Origin of the sequence: Bacillus pacificus, assembly GCF_020861345.1 — a bacterium.
Lineage (GTDB): Bacteria > Bacillota > Bacilli > Bacillales > Bacillaceae_G > Bacillus_A > Bacillus_A pacificus.
In genome coordinates this window covers 2,918,516-2,937,563 of the sequence record NZ_CP086328.1, presented here as the reverse complement: position 1 = coordinate 2,937,563, position 19,048 = coordinate 2,918,516, and the positions used below count along the sequence as shown (strand labels likewise).

Genomic DNA, 19,048 nt, shown 5'->3' with positions numbered 1-19,048 from the left:
ATTGGGAGAAATGGTAGTTGGAATCGTACTAGCGGCAGTTGTCATACTACTTTTACTTATTACGGTAGTAAAATGGCATCCGTTTGTCGCGTTAATTTTAACAGCAATTGGTGTAGGGCTAGCAATGGGAATGCCATTGATTGGAACTTCACCAAAAGATCCAGGGATTATTGATTCTATTAAACTAGGGCTTGGTAATACGTTAGGGTTTTTAGCGATAGTTTTAGCATTAGGAACGATGCTTGGAAAAATGATGGCCGAATCTGGCGGTGCTGAACGAATTGCTAACACATTAATTGATCGTTTTGGGAAGAAACGTGTTCACTGGGCAATGATGTTTGTTGCATTTTTAGTAGGGATTCCGGTATTTTTCCAAGTTGGATTTGTACTACTAATTCCATTGGTATTTACAATTGCATTAGAAACAGGGGTATCACTTATTACAATCGGTATTCCACTAGTAGCAGGATTATCCGTTGTACACGGACTAGTGCCACCGCATCCAGCAGCGATGGCAGCGGTAGGTATTTTTAAAGCAGATGTAGGGAAGACAATTTTATATGCGTTAATTGTCGGACTTCCAACTGCAATTATTTCAGGTCCACTTTATGGAAAATGGATTGGTGCTCGTATACATAAGGAAGTACCATTAGATATAGCGGAGCAATTTGTTGAAAAAGATAATAAAAAAGAGCTTCCTAGCTTTGGAAATACATTGTTTACAATTTTACTTCCAGTATTTCTTATGCTTGGTGCATCAATAGCGGAAGTTGCATTAAATAAAACGAGTCAACTAGCACAAGTATTACACTTTATTGGAGATCCGATTGTCGCTTTATTAATTGCAACCATTTACTCTTTCTTTAGTCTTGGATATGCAAAAGGTTTCTCAAAAGATAAAGTATTACAATTTACAAATGATTGCCTTGGGCCAATTGCAAACATATTGTTAGTGATTGGTGCAGGCGGCGCATTTAATAAAGTATTATTAGATTCTGGAATTGGAACGACAATTGCAGATATGGCGAAAGAATCGCATATTTCACCAATATTATTAGGGTGGGGAATTGCGGCACTAATTCGAATCGCAACTGGATCGGCAACTGTTTCTATGATGACAGCAGCTGGTATTGTTGCACCGATTGCAGCAAGTACACCAGGTGTAAATGTTGAATTGTTAGCACTTGCAACTGGTGCAGGATCATTAATTTTATCACACGTGAATGATTCAGGATTTTGGATGATTAAAGAGTATTTCGGAATGACTGTGAAAGAAACGTTATTAACATGGACTGCAATGGAGACTATACTATCTGTAGTAGCACTTGGACTCATTTCGTTATTAAATATATTTGTATAGAATGGGAGATTGATTAATATGAAACTAGGTTTAATTGGATTAGGAAAAATGGGGTTCCCATTAGCGGAACATTTATATGAAGACAAGCATGAAGTAGTTGTATATGACGTAAATAAAGAACTTGTTGAAAAAGCGGATAAATTAGGTATCACTGCTCGCCATTCATTAAAAGAAATGATTGCTGAACTAGAAGCTCCTCGTACAATTTGGGTAATGGTACCTGCAGGGGAAGTAGTTGAGTCAGTATTAAAAGAAGTTTATCCATTATTAGAGGAAGGCGATATCGTTATTGAAGGCGGGAATTCATTCTATAAAGATACGTTACGCCGTGCTGAAGAAGCGAAAAGCTTTGGTTTACATTACGTAGATATCGGTACATCAGGAGGTGTAGAAGGAGCTAGATACGGTGCTTGCTTAATGGTTGGTGGAGAAAAAGAAATTTACGATCAATTAGAACCTTTATTTAAAGATTTAGCAGTAGAGAATGGGTATTCTTATGCTGGCCGTGTTGGTAGTGGTCATTTCTTAAAAATGGTTCATAACGGTATTGAGTACGGCATGATGCAAGCAATCGCTGAAGGATTTGAAGTGTTAGATAAAAGTGATTTTGATTTCAATTATGAAGATGTTGCAAAAGTATGGGCGAACGGATCAGTTATCCGTGGTTGGTTAATGGACTTAACTGAAAAAGCATTTGCAGAAGATCCGAAACTAGATGGCATTAAAGGTGTAATGAACTCTTCAGGAGAAGGAAAGTGGACTGTTGAAACTGCACTTGAACTGCAAGCTGCAGCACCAGTAATCGCAATGTCATTATTTATGCGCTACCGTTCTCAAGAAGATGATACATTCCACGGAAAAGTAGTTTCAGCTCTTCGTAATCAGTTCGGTGGACATGAAGTTGTGAAAAAATAGGAAATGATTTTGAAAAGAAACTTGTGTATAAGCGCAAGTTTCTTTTTTTTATAGTGTAAGAAATCTCTAATTTATAAATACCAATCAATCATTGTTTTTTTATCACATATGATGGCTTCAATATGTATTGATTGAACAATGTACTCTATATTTTCGTCTTTCGCTAATAAAAAAGTTGTAAAGGAATCAAACATACTCATGAATGCATAATCCATGTTTTCATCAGTAATAATGAACTCACTACAGAAAAGGTTCCAAATATTTAAAGGGGTTGTATCATGTATCTGTAATGATTTGTTTGTAGCAAAGATTGGTTCAGAGAAATATAGATTTTTTGCACCTTTCGAACCAAGGAGTTTTGGTAAATTCTGTAATAAAAATATAGATGTATAATCTTCCGTTGGATAATAAAGGTCTTGTTTAAAGTTTGAATGTAGCTTTTTAGCTAAGTCATCTCTTTTATATTCTTCTGAAAAGACATTACTGGAAGTTAACATGGCTATTGCTAGTTCTGTGTATGAATTTAGTCCACTATAAGACATTATTTCCTTCCAAGAAACGGATTTCCCATTTTGAATGATTTCTTCAGCACTTGGATATATGTGCTCGTAAGGTCTTTTTCTTACTGAGTTTTCCCACCCTAAAGGCATTTGGACAAAAGGATGAAGTAATATAGCAGCAGACTTAAAGTTGCTTGGTAGTTGTACTAAAATGGGTGATTTGTCATCTAGCCAAATGTAATCCAACAAAATAAAACCTCCTCTTAGACTTTGAAATGTACGGATTCCCGCATTATGTTTTTTGTATTGATTGTATCAAGTATAAAGCGCTGCATGAAATATGTCCCAACATAAAAATAAGAATAAATAAAATGAAGTTTTCATAAATAGTAAAAGGATGGTTATGTCATCAGTGTAGCTAAGAAATGATGTTACATATGAAAAGAGCGTGTTAATAAAATATGAGGTGGTTAAATGGGAAATGAGCAAGTGAAGAATGCAGGGGAAGAAAAAAAGTTATGTCTTTGTATGATTGTTAAAAACGAGTCTAGGATTATGGAAAGGTGTTTAAATGCTACGAAATCAATTGTAGATTTTGTTTCTATTTGTGATACTGGATCGACGGATAATACGCCTGAAATTATTGAAAATTGGTGTAAGGAAAATGAGATACCTGGGACGGTTCATCATGAGCCGTTTAAAAACTTCGGTTATAACAGAAGTTTAGCTGTTTCGTTGGCACAAAAAACATATCCAGAAGCAGATTATTTATTAATATTAGATGCGGATATGATTTTAGAGGTTGATCCGAATTTCGATAAAACGAGCTTAACGGAAGATCATTATCTTACATTGCAATATGATGTTCATATTAAATATTGGCTTACACGTCTGTTAAAAGCTTCTTTACCATGGAAATCAGTCGGTGTTACTCATGAGTATTGGGATATAGATCGTTCCAAAGTTGGAGAGAATTACAATACGAGAGTAGCTAGACTGGAGACGCTTGTCGTTAATGACCCTGGTGATGGTGGGAGTAAAGCGGATAAATTTGAAAGAGATGAGAGGCTGTTGTTACAAGGGTTGAGTGATCCAGAAACTACGCCAGATTTGCATATAAGATATTTATTTTATTTAGCCCAAACTTATTTTCATTTAAGCCAATTTGAAGATTCGATTAAATGGTATAAAAAACGAGTGGAAGCAGGAGGATGGGTTGAAGAGGTGTTCTATTCGTTGTTGCGAATAGGGTTTTGTTATGAACAATTAGCAAACCGTGCAGCAAATAAACAACATGAAGTAACAGAAGCAGATGAAATGGAAAATGCTAAGACGCAAGAAGAGCAATATTCAGCGCTAGCTATTTTTTATTTTCAAAAAGCGTGGGAATATAGACCAACTCGGGCTGAGCCATTATACCAACTTGCAAGAATGTATCGATTAAAATCTCAAAATAATATTGCTTTGATGTATGCCCTGCAAGGGAAGGAAATTCCTTTTCCAAAAGATGATCTTCTATTTGTAGATTATCATGTGTATGATTACTTATTTGACTATGAAATTTCTATAAGTGCATTTTATATACCACATAAAAAACATTTAGGTGCAGTATCACAAAAATTTTTGGAATCGAAAAAAGAAGAGCTACCGTTGCATATAGCAAATATGGTAGAAAGTAATGCGAAATTTTATTGAATACAATTTCGGTTAAAGGAGTAGTGGAGTAATAATGGAATTAATACGATGGGCGCTAGAGCTAGGAGAATCTGTGCATGGAAATACGTATGAAGAATTGTTGCCACTACTAGATTATTATTATGATCGTGATCATTTAAAAGCGTATTGTATCGCAAATCTTCTGTTAAACATGGACGTATCAGATGAACATCAGCAAAGAATCGAATTAAGAAGGTGCATTGCTGCTTATTATGCTGGACTATATAAAGTAGCAAAAAAACATGCGAAGGATCTTTTACTGAAATATCCGGATGTGGATTTATATAAGAATAATTTAAGGCTAATGGAAGCTTATTTGAATAAAGAATATGATTATTGTTTGTTTATATGCCCAAAGACGTATGGTAGTTTTATAGATGTTGCGCGAGCTTTGAAATGGCGATTGGAGCAAGAGGGAAATACAGCAATCATATCAGAAACAATACTCGAAAATGTGGGGAATACAATTGTTTTTGGAGCGCATACATATGCACATAGCCCACATCTCCTTCCGAAAAATGCAATTATTTATAATTTAGAACAGCTATATGAAGGAAGCCCTTATGCGCATCCTCTTTATTTAATGTTATTAAAAGATAGGGAAATTTGGGATTATAGTAAACAAAATATAGAATGGTTAAAACAAAGAGGAGTAGGAAAAGAAATAAAACATGTAGGCATGAACTATGCACCAACTTTAGAAATAAAAAAAGATGCATTTGATGAAGAATTAACTGAAGACATTGATATACTGTTTATAGGTGCTCTTAACCCAAGACGGCAAGCTATATTGGATCAATTAAAAGTCGTTGCCCCGAATTTAAATATTGTTTTTAAAAATAATGCGTGGGGAATTGTTAGAAATGAGTTAATTGCCAGATCTAAAATTATATTAAATATCCACTTTTACTTATCTGGTATTCTTGAAACTCCTCGAGTTTCTTATGCAGTGGCAAATAAGAAATTTATTATTTCGGAAAATAGCAACCCAGAGGACGAAATAGATTGGCCGGGAATTGTATTTACTCCGTATGAAAAAATAATAGAAAATATTATGAAATATGTAGAATTGCCAGAAGAACGTATCAAATTAGCAGAAAAAGCGTATAACCATTTTGAAGCTAAAAGAAGCAATGGCATACTGAGCAATAAAGAGAAAGAAAAGTAAATGTGAAAAACTCATACTTTCGTATGAGTTCTTTTTTCGTCTATCATACTATTTTATTAAGCTAGTTCCCTCTTTATATTGTGTTTTGTATAGAAATTTCTGATAATATATAAGTATAACTTGAAAACAAAGGGGAGAAATGATGATGAAACTAGTTGTTATTAACGGTACACCAAGAAAATTCGGTAGAACTCGTGTGGTGGCAAAATATATTGCTGACCAATTTGAAGGGGAGTTATTCGATTTAGCAGTAGAAGAACTACCTTTATATAATGGGGAAGAATCACAACGTGAATTAGAAGCGGTAAAAAAATTAAAGGCGTTAGTGAAAAATGCAGACGGCGTAGTGCTATGTACACCTGAATATCATAATGCAATGAGTGGGGCGTTGAAAAATTCGCTAGATTACTTAAGTAGTAGTGAATTTGTTCATAAACCTGTCGCATTACTTGCAGTTGCAGGAGGCGGTAAAGGTGGAATTAACGCATTAAACAGTATGCGTACTGTTGCTAGAGGGGTATACGCCAATGCTATTCCAAAACAAGTTGTGCTTGATGGACTTCATGTACAAGACGGTGAACTGGGAGAAGATGCAAAACCATTAATTCATGATTTAGTTAAAGAATTAAAAGCATATATGGGTGTATATAAAGAGGTGAAAAAGCAACTAGGGGTTGAGTGATATGTCATCTCTTTATAAAGATTCACGCTTGTATTTCATTCTAGGGGCCAATAGTCTATCAGCTATTGGTTCCGGTATTGTAATGATAACGATTCCATGGTTGTTAATTAAAGAGAGTGGAGGAGAGACAACGTTTGGTTATGTTTCCATCATCTCAACACTGATTATGTTTTTGTTAACTCCGTTTATCGGACAAAGTATTGATCGTTTTTCAAGAAAATCTTTATTATTATGTAATGAAGGTATATGGACTAGCGATTTTTCATGCGATTGGAAATGCGGGGACAAGAGTGGCGAGAAATGTATTGATGATGGAGGAAATCCCAAACGAAGTAATGGGACGTGTTGACAGCTTATTTCGATTAATTGGTACAGGAATAAGAATTGTATTATTAATGCTGTTTACAGCTGGTGTATCTAAAGCTGGGGTAATGCTGCCGTTTTACGTATTAAGCTGCATATTAATCTTCTCATTAGGTATCGCTATTTATTATGTACTATCACAACGTAAAGTAAGAACGAACATTTCTAATAAATCAATCATATAAAAAATACTTCTGCCTTCCTATCTTTTTCTATATAATTAAAAAGAAAGGGAGTGCAAACGTATATATGAACAAATGGATATTACTTATAATCTTATTATTACCACCACTATACATTCTTTATATGACCTTTCGAATGAAGAAAGTTGCTCGTGAAAAGTTGAGCCATCACTCTCCGTACGTTCTTATATTAGGTGCAAAGTTATTTGGAGATAGACCGTCTTTATCTCTTCAAAACCGTTTGGATGTAGCATTGGAATATTTAGTTTCTCATCCTGAAGCGAAAGTAATTGTTTCAGGTGGTCAAGGAGAAGATGAAGATATACCGGAAGCTCATAGTATGAGGAACTATTTAATGGTACATGGTATAGATGAGAGTCGTATTTTAATAGAAGATCAATCTACAAATACGTATGAGAATTTAAAGTTTAGTATAGATTTATATGATGTGAAACATGCGGTAGTTGTAAGCAATACGTATCATTTATATAGAACGAAAATAATTGCGAAGCGTTTAGGCATGAGGATGGAGGCACTAGCTGCTGAAACGCCAATGCGCTCTAAGAGAAAAATGTATGTCCGTGAATATGCCGCTATAATGAAAACAATATTGTTAGACCGTTAGAGCTCAAGTGTGAGCTCTTTTTTTGTTGAATAATGCGTATCATTTGAAATGAATTCCATATTCCATCAAAATAAAGGAAACAACGATAAAGGAGTTGTATTTGTGATTCAGTTTAATCAAGTGTCAAAATCATATGAAGGTGGCACAAAAGCAGTGGATTCATTGCATTTAGAAATTAAAAAGGGAGAATTTTTTGTCCTTATTGGTCCGAGTGGTTGTGGGAAAACAACGACAATGAAAATGATTAATCGTTTAATTGAAACGACAGAAGGCTCAATCTTAATCGATGGAAAAGATATTCAAGAATACAATATTAATGAATTACGCTGGGATATAGGGTACGTGTTGCAGCAAATCGCTTTGTTTCCGCATATGACAATTGCTGAAAATATTGCAGTTGTTCCTGAAATGAGAAAGTGGAGCAAAGAAAAAATAAAAGCTCGTGTCGATGAGTTGCTCCAGATGGTCGGGCTAGATCCAGACGTATATCGCGATCGCATGCCTGATGAATTATCAGGTGGGCAAAAGCAGCGTATTGGTGTTGTACGGGCATTAGCCGCAAATCCGAAAATCGTTCTTATGGATGAACCATTTAGTGCGCTAGATCCATTAAGTAGAGAACAGCTTCAGAAGGATATCGTACAATTGCAAAAGAAGATTCAAAAAACAATTGTATTCGTAACACATGATATGCAAGAAGCATTATCACTTGGAGATCGCATTTGTATTATGAAAGAGGGAAAAATTGTTCAATTAGATACGCCAGAAGAAATTATACATAACCCAAAAAATGAATTTGTAGAAGAGTTCATTGGAAATCGTGGGCGACCTTGGTATGAGGGGAAAAGTATAGAAGATGTATTGCCACTTGATGAAAGTATGCGGATAGAAGGGGAAGCACTATCATTACATTCTTCTTTACAAGAAGCATTAGTTCGCCTGCGAGCTGATGAAGTCGTTCCAGTTGAAGAAAATGGTCGATATGTTGGAGCTTTAACAAGTCGTCATATTGTCAATTATATTGTTGAACAAATGAAGGAAAGAGGCTAAACAGTGACTGATTTTATACAAACGTTTCAAGAACGAAAAATAGAATTACTAACTGCATTAAGTGAGCATTTACAAATATCGCTTATTTCATTATTTTTTGCAGTAATTATTGCGGTACCGCTTGGCATTTTATTAACGAGAAAAGAACGAATGGCTGAGTTTATTATAGGAACTTCTGCAGTTATGCAGACGGTGCCATCACTTGCATTACTCGGATTATTAATTCCGTTAGTAGGAATCGGAAAATTGCCAGCCATTATTGCATTAGTTGTGTATGCACTATTACCTATTTTACGCAATACATATACAGGAATACGGGAGTTAGATGAATCTTTAATCGAAGCAGCGAAAGCTATGGGGATGAATAGCTGGAGAAGACTGTGGAAGGTAGAGCTTCCTCTTGCTTTACCAATTATTATGGCCGGTATTCGTACGGCAATGGTATTAATTGTTGGAACGACTACATTAGCAGCACTTATAGGTGCTGGTGGGCTCGGTAAACTCATATTACTCGGTATCGATCGGAATGATCATGCACTTATCATTTTAGGGGCCGTACCAGCCGCGTTACTCGCTTTATTCTTTGATGTAGTACTTCGAGTGCTTGAGAGGCCAAAACGCTCGTCTAAGCGTGTTATATTGACGATATGTATTGTTTGTATAATGGTTGCTTCTCCATTTCTTTGGAATACAGAAAAGAAAGATATTGTTATTGCGGGCAAACTTGGATCAGAACCTGAAATTTTAATTCAAATGTATAAGCAACTTATCGAACAAGATACCGATTTACACGTACAATTAAAACCAGGTCTTGGAAAAACAGCATTTGTATTTGAAGCGTTAAAATCAGGAGAAGTAGATATATACCCTGAGTTTTCGGGAACAGCTTTATCTACTTTTGTGAAAGAAGAGCCAAAAAGTACAAATCGGGATGAAGTATATGAACAGGCTCGCGTTGGAATGGAACAGAAATATAATATGGTTATGTTGAAGCCGATGGAGTATAACAATACATATGCACTAGCTATGCCGAAAAAAATAGCAGATCAAAATAATATAAGTACAATTTCTGATTTAGGAAAAATTGCACAGAATGCGAAAGTAGGATTCACATTAGAATTTGCTGATCGTGAAGATGGTTATAAAGGAATGCAAAAATTATATAACTATAAGTTTTCAAATGTGAAAACGATGGAACCAAAATTACGTTACAGTGCAATTCAATCAGGGGATGTGAATGTAATTGATGCATACTCAACAGATAGTGAATTGGAACAATATGGACTTAAAGTGCTAAAAGATGATAAAGGATTATTTCCACCATACCAAGGTGCACCTTTATTAAGAAAAGAGACGTTACAAAAATATCCTGAACTTGAAAAAGTATTAAATAAATTATCTGGAAAGATTACAGATGAAGAAATGCGAAAAATGAATTATGAAGTAAATGTAAATGGTAAAAGTAGTGAAGAAGTAGCGAAACAATTTTTACAAAAAGAGAACTTACTTCGTTAAATTTACAAGAAATATACAAATTTATATGTATGAAATGACCGTTCATTACAAAATGAACGGTTTTTTTGTGCATACTTATACATTTTTTCAAAAAAGTATTCCATTTTTCTTCATTTTCTTTTAGAATAAGTAATGTTTTCCTGAAAAAATATAAGAGAAGCGTCTATTAGAGAAAAAGGTGACTTTAATAGTTGAACGAACATAACACCTAGAATGACAGATGGGGTGGTACAAATAGAAAAGAAGTTAGGTTTTTTACCATTAATTGCATTAGTAGTTGGAACAATGGTTGGTGGCGGTGTTTTTAGTTTACCGCATGATTTAGCAGTAGGAGCAAATAGTGGCTCTATAATAATTGGCTGGTGTATTACAGCGATGGGAATGATTCCACTCGCGCTCGTATATCAAACGTTAGCAAGAAAAAAACCAGAGCTTGAGGGCGGAATTTATAGTTATGCACGTGCTGGTTTCGGTGAATATATTGGATTTAACAGTGCTTGGGGATACTGGCTAGCAGGAATTTTAGGAAACGTTGCAACAATCATGTTACTGTTTAGTACATTAGGCTATTTTTTCCCAATTTTTAAAGGTGGAAATAGTGTTGCGTCTATCGTAGGAGCATCACTTTTATTATGGACACTTCATTTTCTAATTTTATTTGGAATTCGTGAAGCATCTATTATGAATGTGATTGCAACAATAGGGAAATTGGTACCAATCGTATTATTTATTGTTGTAATGGTAACAGCGTTTCGCTGGGATACATTTACACATGATTTTTGGGGAGAAGGAACTATTTCAGTTTCCTCTATACTTGGTCAAGTGAAGAATACAATGCTTGTAACTCTTTGGGTTTTCATCGGGGTTGAAGGAGCGGTAGTATTATCTGGAAGAGCGAAAAATAGTCGAGACGTCGGTAAAGCGACAGTATTAGGACTTATTTTAGTAATGTCTATTTATATTTTAATTTCTGTCTTGTCAATGGGAGCGATGACAAGAGGAGAGCTTTCTGTTTTAGAAACGCCGTCAATGGGACATGTATTAGAACATGTTGTTGGGACGTGGGGCGCAGTAGCGATTAACATCGGGTTAGTTGCTTCACTTGTAGGTACATTAATAGGTTGGTTTTTACTTGTTTCTGAAATTTCCCATGTAGCAGGAAAAGATGGCGTGTTTCCGAAAGTCTTTACGAAAACAAATAAAAAACAAACGCCGCATATGGCATTATGGATCTCAAATGGCGTTGCCCAAGTTATATTTATAATCGTTCTGTTTTCAGAGTCAACATATCAAATTATGTATTTCATAGCGTCAACATCAATTTTAGTACCATATTTATTATCAGCGTTATTCCAATTCAAATTAGTAATTACAAATGAACTAAAAGGTGCAAAAGTGAAAAATGGTTCGCTAGCTTTAATTGCTTCACTTTACTCTATATGGCTTATTTATGCAGCTGGTTTGAAGAATTTATTGCTCGTTTCAATCGTATACGGGATTGGGATCATTGTTTATGTGTATGCAAGAAAAGAAAAAGGAAATCGTTGTTTTACTCGTATAGAGAGATATGTAATGTGTGCAATTGTCGTAGCAGCTGTTACATCTCTTTATATGTTATTGACTGGAAATATAAAAATGTAAAAGTCCTTTTCATTTAAAGGGCTTTTTTCTTTGTCTATAGAATATTTAATACATAAGATATTCAGGAGGGATGAAAATGGAAGAAAAAGAACAGTTGAACAGAATTGTTGATTTAGCGAGTGAAGTAAGGAAAGTATTAGTGCAAGAATCTTTTTTTAATCATCATCCTGAACTGCGAGGAGTGATTGAAAATTTAGCGAGTGCGGTAGAGAATTTGGCGGAATTACAGCAACATAAAGATGAAAACGCTGAAGATCGTTTACGATATGTACTTGCTAAAATGAAAATTGCTCATAATGCCATCTTACAAGAGAAAAACGCATTTCCATCTCATTAATATACGATTTCATTTTGAACCTGGCGGATAACGTCAGGTTTTTTGTTTCTAGTTTTGCGTTTCTTTCATACACTAAGAATAGTATGAAAAAAAGAAGGTGACGAAGGTGAAATTACATAAAGCTCTTCAGCCAAGTTTTATAAAACGAATGTACTATATGAGGTTTATTGGGAAGTTTACAAAAGCAGAGAGTGAGAAGAGTGGAGAGAATTTCTTTGTACAATGCCTATCGCCAATACCATTCACATTGCAAGAGCAATTGAAAAATGAACCATATGTATTTGAAGGTTTATGTAGCAATAAAAAGAATGAAAAAGTCTTTTCGGAATTAAAGAAAAGAAAACTAGAAAAGCAATTGATTATGTTTCGTCTCTATTATGAAAGAGGACATATATACGTGGAGTTAATTTGTACAGAAGAAGCGCGAGAAATAGCAAACGGTTATAAAATGATTCCAGTACCTAAAGTTTCCGATTATAAAAAGGGAGAGTCTTTAGAAAGAAAACTTAGTAATGGTTATTTGTCATTTCTAATGCCAAAATATCCGAAAGACTTTGAGCCTCCTGAGTTATTGTGGCATGAGGGAAGGTTATATGGAAATATATCTTTAAAGTCATCGTCAATTAGTTCAATCGCATATTTTGAACAGCAGCGGGAATGTAAGTATATAGAACTTAATGACTGGATGAAGTATGTAGAAATAGCGGTAGAAGATCAATTATATTTTGTAAGCAATCATGTGTATGAGCAATTAAAAAAACGAATAACTGAAGAAGGTAAGCTTGTAGAGGTAGAGGAAATAAAAGTGCAAAAGGATGAATGGGAATGGGATGAGCGTGAATCCGTCTTTTTACAGTATGTGAAAAGTTTTGTACGTAATAAAGGGCTATATTTGGATGAAACAGATATTTATAACTTTCATATAAGTACAAAAACAAATATGTTGACGATTCTGGGTGGTATACCAGGCGCTGGAAAATCCCGTTTTGTGCAAGCTTATGCAGAAGCACTTGGATTACAATACGGGAAAGAATTGGTTTGGATCCCGATTTCACCATCATATCAAGAACCACATGATTTACTTGGTTACCTTCACCCAAATGGTACTTTTATTGAAAGTGAAACAAAATTAGTTAGGGCGTTAATGAAGGCAAAAGAAAATCAAAATCAGCTGTATATAATCGTTTTTGATGAAATGAATATGTCACATATTGAGCATTGGTTTACTCCATTTCTATCTGTTCTTCAACTTGAAAAGCAAAATCGTATTTTAAATTTATATGAAGGTGTGCAAGAAAAAGAAAATCCAATTCCGCCAACAATTGAAATTGGAGAAAATATTATATTTGTTGGTACTGTGAATTTTGATGAAACGACGAAGGAGCTCTCAGATCGATTATTAGATCGGACGAATGTAATAACTTTACGAAAGATTCCGTTTTGTGAGATGTGTATGGAGCAAGAGAAAGTTGTATTACAACCACCTCTGAAAGTAACTGCAGGAGAATTTCGCATAAATTGGGTCAGGAATAAAACGATGATTGAGGTGTTTTCTGAAGAAGAGTTAGAGCTATTAGATAAGTTACATGGTGTATTGTCATCACACGATACGTCAAAGGGAATTTCTTTTCGATGTGCAAATGCAATTGCTACTTATTTGCAAAATATACCGTTCCAAAATAATCATTCTTATATGATTAGTAGAGAGGAAGGATTTGATTTACAAATAAAGCAACGTGTATTGACGAAAATAAGAGGGACTGAAATGATGGTTGGGTCTTTACTTTCAGAGGAAGTAAAAAGGGGGGCAACATTAGTACCTCTTTTGCAATCTCCACTTGCAAACAGAGTATCTACATTTGAACACTCTTTAGCATATATAAGAGAAAAGCGTAGAGAACTGGAGTTGTATGGTTATGCAAAATGATGGACGATACGAAACAGAAATCGTTGATACGAAAGAAACGCTTCCTTTTGTATTAAAGTTAATTATTGGAACGGAGTCAAAAGGAGAATATATTTTATTAAATCGTCTTTGTACCTCTGCAACAGCATTAGCTCAATGTATTTATAAAGTGCAAGAATTAAAACCAATTAGATTGCAATACCATTATGAAAATCCAATGAATATTACTTTTATATGGAATAAAGTCTATGAGGGACAGAAGAATATAAAAGAGACAAAATATGAAATAAATGACCAAAAACAAAAGGTATTAATATATGAACATGGAAAAACGGAATTCTTTTATCCATGGCGTTGTGGTTTATATCATTTTGAAGTGAATATAGAAGATCGAACGTATTATGGCGCTTTTCAAGTCGTCCCCAAAAATTTTTTTGATGATCAATTTGAAATGATTCAAAACTATGTGAAGTCGATTTTAAATGAGTTGATTTTAGATAGAGGTTATTATAAAAAGACTTTCTCTGCACTTAGCGATATTGAAGATTCTTCTTATTTAGTGTTACTTAGAAAGTTGCCGCAAAAAATGAAAAAGATAAAGCAAATTTTTAAGAAAATAGAATCGAGTTCAAAATTTATACATGAATATAAATGGGAAGAAAAGGAGCGGAAAGCAACGAGGAAAGGAGCGGTAGTGGCGGAAAGAAAACCGTATGCAAAATATTATAATCGTAAGTTTATCGAACAAAAAAATAGTATGGAAAATGCATTTCTTAAATTTAAAGCGATGCAATTTTATCTTTATTTACTTGAAGCGGAAAATTTTTTGCGTCAAACAATTGAAATATTAGAAAGAGAAAAAAAGAAGAAATCAGAAGAATTTCAAGCTGTAAAAACGATTATACAAACAATTGAGCGTAATGGATCAGTGACCGATAGAGAGAAACAAAAATATAAAAATATACATTTACTAAAAGAGGCGGATTTACGAAAAAGTTCTATGAAGATACAAGAATATAAAATTTTAGCGCATTTTGTACATGATAGTGTACAATACTTTCAAACTTTAATGTATTCTCCATTTTGGAGAGAAGTTTCTGAAACGGGTAAGATGAACTCACATAATTTACCGATACCACATCAACAATTACTACAGCATTTAGATTTACTTCCACAATATACAGATCAATCTCCATCTTTATTATTTGTTTATAAACCAACTTTTTTAGTGTATGAATATTACGCTTTCTTTATCGTTATTTCCATGTTAGAGCAAATTGGTTTTGAAGCTAGAAATTCCATTCGTGAACAAATACAAGAACATTTTTATGTAGATGGATTACAAGATGGAACGACAGTAGTTTTACATCGAGATGATATGAAAGTCCATGTCGCATTTAATGATTTAATTGAAACACATCCTCTTATTGCATTAAGTAAAGGGAGTAATTTTTATAATGGAGAAGACACGAAGAAGCCAGATATTCGATTAGACTGTTATGTAAAGGAGGAAGAGAAATACGTATATCAATCTTCTATTATTATTGAAGTGAAGTATAGCCCAATGTACAATATTTTTCAGCACGTTGGGAATACGAAAGCAACTGAGCAAATGTATAAGTACTGGTCTATAAAATTTGTAGAAGAACAGGATGGAAAGCGAATCTATCATCGAAGGGCCATTTATGAAGTCATTTGTGTATACCCAGGAAGTCATATGCATAGTAAAAAAATTGAGTCTGGATGCGGTGTTTTCTTGCAATTATATCCATATAAAACGAAACAAGGAGAAGAGAAATTAGCGGGAAAACATGGAATGGTACAAATTTTTGAGAAGTGGTTAAAAAGCATGAAGAAGTAAAAGAAATCCTTTTTTATAAAGGATTTTTTTAGATTAAGAAGAATTATATGCAGTATGGGAGACAGCTTCATATGATATGAATTTGCAAGTGATAGAAATATATTTTGAGAAGAATGGTACATGAGGGATAAAAGGCGAATATGATGGAATTTAATTTATTTTGCAGAATATAATAAGGCGTAAATGTTTTTAGTTGCATACGAAGATTTGTTCTTATATGATAGATAGTGAAAGCGTTATCAAAAACAGAGCGGCGATGGGAAAGGCGGGGAAATATGTTCCAGCGTGTTCAAACAAAGGAAGAACATTTTTGGTTCGAGCAACTATGGGGAGATTTTTGTGAAGAAAGAAACTTAATGTTCGTAGAACGTAATTTAAATCCATCACGATTTTTATTAATAGAAGATGAACATCATATCGGTACAGTAGAATGTATTAAGTATACGGTACCAGAACAATCAAATTCTGAGTTTTTCTATCCGTTTTCTAAAAATGATTTAGTGAAAGATTTGCAAAATGTATATGAAATAGGCAAGTTAAGTATCGCGAAAACGTCTCGTGGGAGAGGACACTTCAAAAGACTAACAGCTATTTTATTTATGCATGCATTAGAAACGAAAGCAGAATGGTATATTGCAGCGGTTACAAAAAGAATGTATATGTATTTATTAACACTCGGTTTCCCAATTGAACCGATAGATAAGCCATTTCAATTTCATGATACTTTACAAGGTGTACCAGTACGAATTCATGCCCGAAAAGGGGCTACGCATTTGTATTCTTTAAAAGAATTTCGAGATGTAATTCAAGGAAATGCCCATGCACAGGCATTAATCGCAGAATACAGTAAGAATATTATGTTAACCAAATAAAACGAAATGAATATGTATAATAAAGAGAATGCGATTTTAAAATGAAATCATTCTTCATGAAAAAGACCCTTATTTTTTAATAAGGGTCTAAAAATTATAATCCAAATATACTAAAAATCATTTTACGGCGCTTCGGTTTCTTTTCACGTTCATATATTGGCTTTGTATCGGGAGTAATATAGATTGGTTCTTCTTTCTTGAGGGTAGCTTCTAGTTTTTGAATTCGCTCTAACATTTCCTCCATTTCACGGCGATGTTGTAAAAGTTGGTACGTAACAACATCATTTGCCTTATCTTGCATTTGTTCTTCCATTCGATCTAGTCTTCTCGTAATTGTGTTTAATTGAGCGGTTAATTGCTCAAAATCATGTGATGATATGTTTTGAACAATTGTATTTACTTGAGTTTTCAATTCTTCAACATCATTTGATGATGTTTTTTGAGTAGGGTGAGTGTTTTGGGACTTCTCTATTTGTGAAAGATGGTATTCTAACATTTGGTCTAAATCATCTTGTGTAAAAATAAAGTGACCATATTTATTTTTTTCTATAGTAAGATTTAATTGTTGTGCAATCCGGACAACAGCCTTTGGGCTAACACCTAATTTTTTTGCGATAAATGGTGTTTTATATTCCAAAATAATCCCTCCTATATATATCCTGTTGAATGATTTCGATCTATGAAGTAAGTTCCCTTCCAGTGTGACAAAAGAAGTGTGGAATCGGCAAAGAAAGTGTTTTTTCACGAAATGAAGTTAGGAAGAATATATCGTGAATATAAAAGTTTTTATCTTAAAATTTAGAATCATTTGACTGAGGGAAATGAATTAGATTATCATAATGATAAATATCTTTTTTATGTATGCATATAATATATAAAAAGGTGGTTGCTAATGTAGAATTTTGTTAGAGTATTAGAATGCTTACTTCACTTGAATAAAATTAAGTAGGAGGTGGCTTCCTTGCTTACAATGTAAGTAAGGAAAAGTATTTGGACATATATAGTATAAGTATAGTGATTGTTTTAATTGCCTTAACGGCATTTTTCGTTGCAGCAGAATTTGCAATTGTTAAAGTGCGAAGTTCAAGAATTGACTATTTAATTGCAGAAGGAAATAATCGCGCAACATCTGTCAAAACAGTCATTACAAACTTAGACGAATATTTATCTGCTTGTCAGCTAGGAATAACAGTTACAGCACTGGGAATTGGGTGGTTCGGTAAACCTGCGTTAAAGCAAATGTTTGACACATTTTTTGTGAATTTGAACATTTCTACTCAACTAGCAGATATTTTTGCTGTAATTTTAGTGTTTTTGTTTATTACATTTTTACATGTTGTAATAGGGGAATTGGCTCCAAAAACATTTGCGATTCAAAAAGCTGAACAGGTGAGTTTATTTGTTGCTAAACCGTTAACTTTCTTTTATCGTATGGCGTTTCCTTTTATTTGGCTATTAAATGGATCAGCCCGAATAATTACGAAATTGCTAGGGCTGAAACCACCGAAAGGGCACGATGAAGTTCATTCAGAAGAAGAATTACGGTTATTAGTTTCAGAAAGTTACAAAAACGGAGAGATTAATCAGTCTGAATATAAATATGTAAATAAAATCTTTGAATTTGATGATCGTATAGCAAAAGAGATAATGGTACCCCGAACTGAGATGCATATTATAAGTAAAGAAATGCCTGCTGAAGAAGCGTTGCAAAAAATGTCTCGGGAAAAATATACGAGATATCCAGTTGTTGATGGCGACAAAGATCACGTAATAGGCTTTGTGAATTTTAAAGATATTTTCACAGATTTTGTGCAGCATAATGCGGTTAGTAATAAGAAAGTAGAGCAATATATTAGGCCGATTATTTTAGTTATCGACTCCATCCCAATACACGACTTATTTTTAAAAATGCAAAAAGAAAGAACACATATTGCTATATTGATAGATGAATATGGTGGTACGTCTGGACTTGTTACTGTTGAAGACATTTTAGAAGAAATAGTTGGAGATATTCAAGATGAGTTTGATACAGATGAACAGCCAGAAATCCAACAAGTTAGTGAAACGAAAACAATACTAGAGGGAAAAGTACTTGTTAGTGAAGTAAATACGTTATTAGGTTTAACGATTGATGATAATGGTGTTGACACAATAGGTGGATGGATTTTAACGAAGAATATAGAAATTGCTGAAGAGGATTTCATTGAAATCGAAAATTATAAGTTTTGCGTAAAAGAATTAGATGGACACTATATAAAGAGACTAGAAGTTACAAAAACTGTAGAATCAATTGTTATTTTAGAAGATGAAAAACAAATTTCATTGCAAGAACAAATTAGTTCGTAGACTCTGCTA

At 33.9% G+C, this 19,048-nt stretch carries 15 protein-coding genes and 2 pseudogenes; 15 read left to right on the top strand and 2 right to left on the bottom strand.

Annotation, left to right across the window (positions count from 1 at the left end):
• Positions 1-10: 10 nt before the first annotated feature.
• The gene (locus tag LMD38_RS15390; protein ID WP_000260196.1) at positions 11-1,360 is read left to right on the top strand and encodes a GntP family permease; all 1,350 of its coding nucleotides are present in this window, start codon (positions 11-13) and stop codon (positions 1,358-1,360) included.
• Between the two features lie 18 nt (positions 1,361-1,378).
• Complete coding sequence (gnd, locus tag LMD38_RS15385; protein ID WP_000765989.1) at positions 1,379-2,275, top strand: phosphogluconate dehydrogenase (NAD(+)-dependent, decarboxylating); 897 nt, start codon at positions 1,379-1,381, stop codon at positions 2,273-2,275.
• Positions 2,276-2,346: 71 nt separating this feature from the next.
• On the opposite strand, the pseudogene LMD38_RS15380 reads toward gnd, so the two are convergent.
• Positions 2,347-3,110 (bottom strand): annotated as a pseudogene (locus LMD38_RS15380) (DUF2711 family protein).
• A 139-nt stretch (positions 3,111-3,249) separates the two neighbouring features.
• Between LMD38_RS15380 and LMD38_RS15375 the strand changes: the two are divergent.
• From LMD38_RS15375 to LMD38_RS15320, 12 genes and pseudogenes are all read left to right on the top strand, one after another.
• On the top strand, positions 3,250-4,470 hold the full coding sequence (locus LMD38_RS15375) for a tetratricopeptide repeat-containing glycosyltransferase (protein ID WP_016717391.1): 1,221 nt from the start codon (positions 3,250-3,252) through the stop codon (positions 4,468-4,470).
• Between the two features lie 34 nt (positions 4,471-4,504).
• On the top strand, positions 4,505-5,659 hold the full coding sequence (locus LMD38_RS15370; protein WP_016717392.1) for a CgeB family protein: 1,155 nt from the start codon (positions 4,505-4,507) through the stop codon (positions 5,657-5,659).
• A gap of 145 nt (positions 5,660-5,804) precedes the next feature.
• Positions 5,805-6,341 (top strand): NADPH-dependent FMN reductase, encoded by a 537-nt coding sequence (locus tag LMD38_RS15365; protein ID WP_014893779.1) that lies wholly within the window; start codon positions 5,805-5,807, stop codon positions 6,339-6,341.
• 1 nt (position 6,342) lies between these two features.
• Positions 6,343-6,889, top strand: a pseudogene (locus LMD38_RS15360) (macrolide transporter).
• 64 nt (positions 6,890-6,953) lie between these two features.
• Positions 6,954-7,511 carry a YdcF family protein gene (locus LMD38_RS15355; RefSeq protein WP_001045793.1) on the top strand — a complete coding sequence of 186 codons (558 nt, stop codon included), beginning with the start codon at positions 6,954-6,956 and terminating at the stop codon, positions 7,509-7,511.
• Positions 7,512-7,613: 102 nt separating this feature from the next.
• Positions 7,614-8,561, top strand: coding sequence for an ABC transporter ATP-binding protein (locus LMD38_RS15350; RefSeq protein ID WP_061183513.1), 948 nt, complete (start codon positions 7,614-7,616; stop codon positions 8,559-8,561).
• A gap of 3 nt (positions 8,562-8,564) precedes the next feature.
• Positions 8,565-10,076, top strand: coding sequence for an ABC transporter permease/substrate-binding protein (locus LMD38_RS15345; RefSeq protein ID WP_016717394.1), 1,512 nt, complete (start codon positions 8,565-8,567; stop codon positions 10,074-10,076).
• 213 nt (positions 10,077-10,289) lie between these two features.
• Positions 10,290-11,717, top strand: a complete 1,428-nt coding sequence (arcD, locus tag LMD38_RS15340) for an arginine-ornithine antiporter (protein WP_228919796.1) — start codon at positions 10,290-10,292, stop codon at positions 11,715-11,717.
• 76 nt (positions 11,718-11,793) lie between these two features.
• Entirely contained in the window at positions 11,794-12,054 is a 261-nt protein-coding gene (locus tag LMD38_RS15335; protein WP_000391444.1) for a hypothetical protein, read from the top strand.
• A gap of 106 nt (positions 12,055-12,160) precedes the next feature.
• Positions 12,161-13,981, top strand: coding sequence for an AAA family ATPase (locus LMD38_RS15330; RefSeq protein ID WP_016717396.1), 1,821 nt, complete (start codon positions 12,161-12,163; stop codon positions 13,979-13,981).
• Positions 13,971-15,821 (top strand): hypothetical protein, encoded by a 1,851-nt coding sequence (locus tag LMD38_RS15325; protein WP_014893777.1) that lies wholly within the window; start codon positions 13,971-13,973, stop codon positions 15,819-15,821. The genes LMD38_RS15330 and LMD38_RS15325 overlap by 11 nt, the downstream gene beginning before the upstream one ends.
• Before the next feature lie 275 nt (positions 15,822-16,096).
• A complete protein-coding gene (locus LMD38_RS15320; protein WP_000487803.1) occupies positions 16,097-16,693 on the top strand; it encodes a hypothetical protein in 597 nt (198 codons plus the stop codon).
• A gap of 94 nt (positions 16,694-16,787) precedes the next feature.
• Here the strand turns inward: LMD38_RS15320 and racA are convergent, their stop codons facing one another.
• The gene (racA, locus tag LMD38_RS15315; protein WP_000456007.1) at positions 16,788-17,330 is read right to left on the bottom strand and encodes a chromosome-anchoring protein RacA; all 543 of its coding nucleotides are present in this window, start codon (positions 17,328-17,330) and stop codon (positions 16,788-16,790) included.
• Between the two features lie 353 nt (positions 17,331-17,683).
• Between racA and LMD38_RS15310 the strand changes: the two genes are divergently transcribed.
• On the top strand, positions 17,684-19,039 hold the full coding sequence (locus LMD38_RS15310; RefSeq protein WP_002163665.1) for a hemolysin family protein: 1,356 nt from the start codon (positions 17,684-17,686) through the stop codon (positions 19,037-19,039).
• Positions 19,040-19,048 lie beyond the last annotated feature (9 nt).

Excerpts from the sequence above, each read along its gene's own strand:
- LMD38_RS15320 (WP_000487803.1), top strand. The coding sequence starts at position 16,097 with ATGTTCCAGCGTGTTCAAACAAAGGAAGAACATTTTTGGTTCGAGCAA.
- LMD38_RS15335 (WP_000391444.1), top strand. The coding sequence starts at position 11,794 with ATGGAAGAAAAAGAACAGTTGAACAGAATTGTTGATTTAGCGAGTGAA.
- LMD38_RS15355 (WP_001045793.1), top strand. The coding sequence starts at position 6,954 with ATGAACAAATGGATATTACTTATAATCTTATTATTACCACCACTATAC.
- arcD (WP_228919796.1), top strand. The coding sequence starts at position 10,290 with ATGACAGATGGGGTGGTACAAATAGAAAAGAAGTTAGGTTTTTTACCA.
- gnd (WP_000765989.1), top strand. The coding sequence starts at position 1,379 with ATGAAACTAGGTTTAATTGGATTAGGAAAAATGGGGTTCCCATTAGCG.
- LMD38_RS15325 (WP_014893777.1), top strand. The coding sequence starts at position 13,971 with ATGCAAAATGATGGACGATACGAAACAGAAATCGTTGATACGAAAGAA.
- LMD38_RS15390 (WP_000260196.1), top strand. The coding sequence starts at position 11 with ATGGTAGTTGGAATCGTACTAGCGGCAGTTGTCATACTACTTTTACTT.
- LMD38_RS15375 (WP_016717391.1), top strand. The coding sequence starts at position 3,250 with ATGGGAAATGAGCAAGTGAAGAATGCAGGGGAAGAAAAAAAGTTATGT.
- LMD38_RS15370 (WP_016717392.1), top strand. The coding sequence starts at position 4,505 with ATGGAATTAATACGATGGGCGCTAGAGCTAGGAGAATCTGTGCATGGA.
- LMD38_RS15365 (WP_014893779.1), top strand. The coding sequence starts at position 5,805 with ATGAAACTAGTTGTTATTAACGGTACACCAAGAAAATTCGGTAGAACT.